The organism is Micrococcus sp. (assembly GCF_030523875.1).
Taxonomy (GTDB): Bacteria; Actinomycetota; Actinomycetes; order Actinomycetales; family Micrococcaceae; genus Micrococcus.
Genome location: NZ_JAUNHR010000163.1, coordinates 1 through 1775 on the forward strand (window position 1 = coordinate 1; position 1775 = coordinate 1775).

At 75.2% G+C, this 1775-nt stretch carries 4 protein-coding genes and 1 tRNA gene; all 5 read left to right on the forward strand.

The annotated features are described in order from the left end of the window. Nucleotides 1–110 precede the first annotated feature (110 nt). Nucleotides 111–184, forward strand: a tRNA-Met gene (locus Q4D18_RS11760). A gap of 73 nt (nucleotides 185–257) precedes the next feature. Next, nucleotides 258–548 carry a hypothetical protein gene (locus Q4D18_RS11765; protein ID WP_303128636.1) on the forward strand — a complete coding sequence of 97 codons (291 nt, stop codon included), beginning with the start codon at nucleotides 258–260 and terminating at the stop codon, nucleotides 546–548. A 76-nt stretch (nucleotides 549–624) separates the two neighbouring features. After that, nucleotides 625–1074, forward strand: a complete 450-nt coding sequence (locus Q4D18_RS11770; RefSeq protein WP_303128638.1) for a MaoC family dehydratase N-terminal domain-containing protein — start codon at nucleotides 625–627, stop codon at nucleotides 1072–1074. Further along, the gene (locus tag Q4D18_RS11775; protein WP_303128640.1) at nucleotides 1074–1586 is read left to right on the forward strand and encodes a MaoC/PaaZ C-terminal domain-containing protein; all 513 of its coding nucleotides are present in this window, start codon (nucleotides 1074–1076) and stop codon (nucleotides 1584–1586) included. The genes Q4D18_RS11770 and Q4D18_RS11775 overlap by 1 nt, the downstream gene beginning before the upstream one ends. Next, nucleotides 1583–1775 (forward strand): FAD-binding protein (locus Q4D18_RS11780; protein ID WP_303128642.1); only part of this gene is annotated, 193 nt, incomplete at its 3' end. The genes Q4D18_RS11775 and Q4D18_RS11780, both read left to right, overlap by 4 nt.

Here is a 1775-nt window from a genome sequence, read left to right on the forward strand (position 1 = left end):
GAGCGCCATCTTGGTAAGATGGAGGTCCCGGGATCGATTCCCGGTCGGGGCTCTGACATGAGAGCCCGTTCTCACGGTGTGCGCCGCGAGCGCGGGCGTTCTCATGCCGTGGCGGCGTAGCTCAGCTGGTTAGAGCGCACGACTCATAATCGTGAGGTCGAGGGATCGAGTCCCTCCGCCGCTACCCACCGAGGCGGAGGCCCGGACCGGACGGTCCGGGCCTCCGTCGTGCCGGGAGCGTCCGTAGACTGGCCCGCATGTCCCGCCCCTCCCGCCGACCGGCCCCGTCCGACCCGCGCCCCGGCTTCGTGTCCCCCTGGCAGAACGGCTCGTCGCTGTACCGCCGCATAGTGCTGGCGGGCTCGGGCCTGTTCCTGCTGGGCATCGTGCTGTCCGTGGTGGGCGCGCTGACCGAGCGGCTGCCGCTGTCCTGGGCGGCCCTGGCGATCCTCGCCGTCGGCGTCCTGGTGCACCTGACCGCCCAGACGGTGCGCCTGCGGGAGGCCGGCCGCCGGCAGGCCGAGACGGGCCCGGGACGGTCCCGCTGACGGGTCCGGCCCGCCCGATAGGCTGGGGCCCCGCCCGCCGCACGGGTCGGCGGACCCCCGACACCCAGGAGCACGCGTGAGCGACCCCCAGACCCTCGCCGGGCGCACCTACCCGCCGGCGTCCCCGTACCAGGTCGGCCGCGAGGCCGTGCGCGCGTTCGCGGACGCCGTGCAGGCCGGGCACCCCGCCCACCACGACGTCGAGGCGGCCCGCGCGCTCGGGCACGCCGACCTCGTCGCGCCCCCCACGTTCGCCGTGGTCGTGGCGCAGCGGGTGGAGGCGGCCGTCGTCGCGGATCCCGAGGCGGGGATCGACTTCTCCCGGGTGGTCCACGCGGAGGAGCGCTTCACCCACCACCGCCCGATCGTCGCGGGGGACGAGCTCACCGGCACCGTCCGCGTCCACGCGGTCAAGGAGCTCGGCGGCAACCGGATGGTCACCACCGTCACGGAGATCGTCGACGCCGACGGCGCCCCCGTCTCCGACGTCACGTCCACCCTGCTGGTCCGGGGAGAGGAGTCCTGATGAGCGAGCCCACCGCCGCCCGCCCCGTCCTGGCCGAGCTGGAGAAGGGGCAGACCATCGGCTCCCGCCGGGTCCCGCTGACCCGTGCGGACCTGGTCGCCTACGCCGCCGCCTCCGGGGACCGCAACCCTATCCACTGGAGCCAGTCCTTCTCCGAGTCCGTCGGCCTGCCCGGCGTGATCGCCCACGGCATGCTCACCATGGGCGCGGCCGTGCAGCTGGTCACCGACTGGGCCGGGGACCCGGGCGCCGTCGTGGACTACCAGACGCGTTTCACGGCCATGGTGCCGGTCGAGGACACCACCGGCCGCACGGACGACGACGGCGCGCCCGTGCCCGGCGCGGTCCTGGAGGTCTCCGGCTCGATCGGCGCCGTGGACGCCGAGGCCGGGACCGTGCGGATCGACCTCACCGTGAACGACCCCGCACAGGACAGGCCCCGCGTGCTGACGAAGGCGCAGGCCGTGGTGCGCCTGGCGGCACCCCAGGAGACCGAGGGGGAGCGCGCATGAGCGAGCGCCTGGCCGACCACACCACCACCCGCGTCGGCGGGCCCGCCCGCGCGTGGGTCACCGCGCGCACCGAGGCCGAGGCCGTCGAGGCCGTCCGCGCCGCCGACGCCGCCGGTGAGCCCGTGTTCGTCCTCGGCGGCGGGTCCAACACGCTCATGGCGGACGCCGGCTTCGAGGGCACCGTCGTGC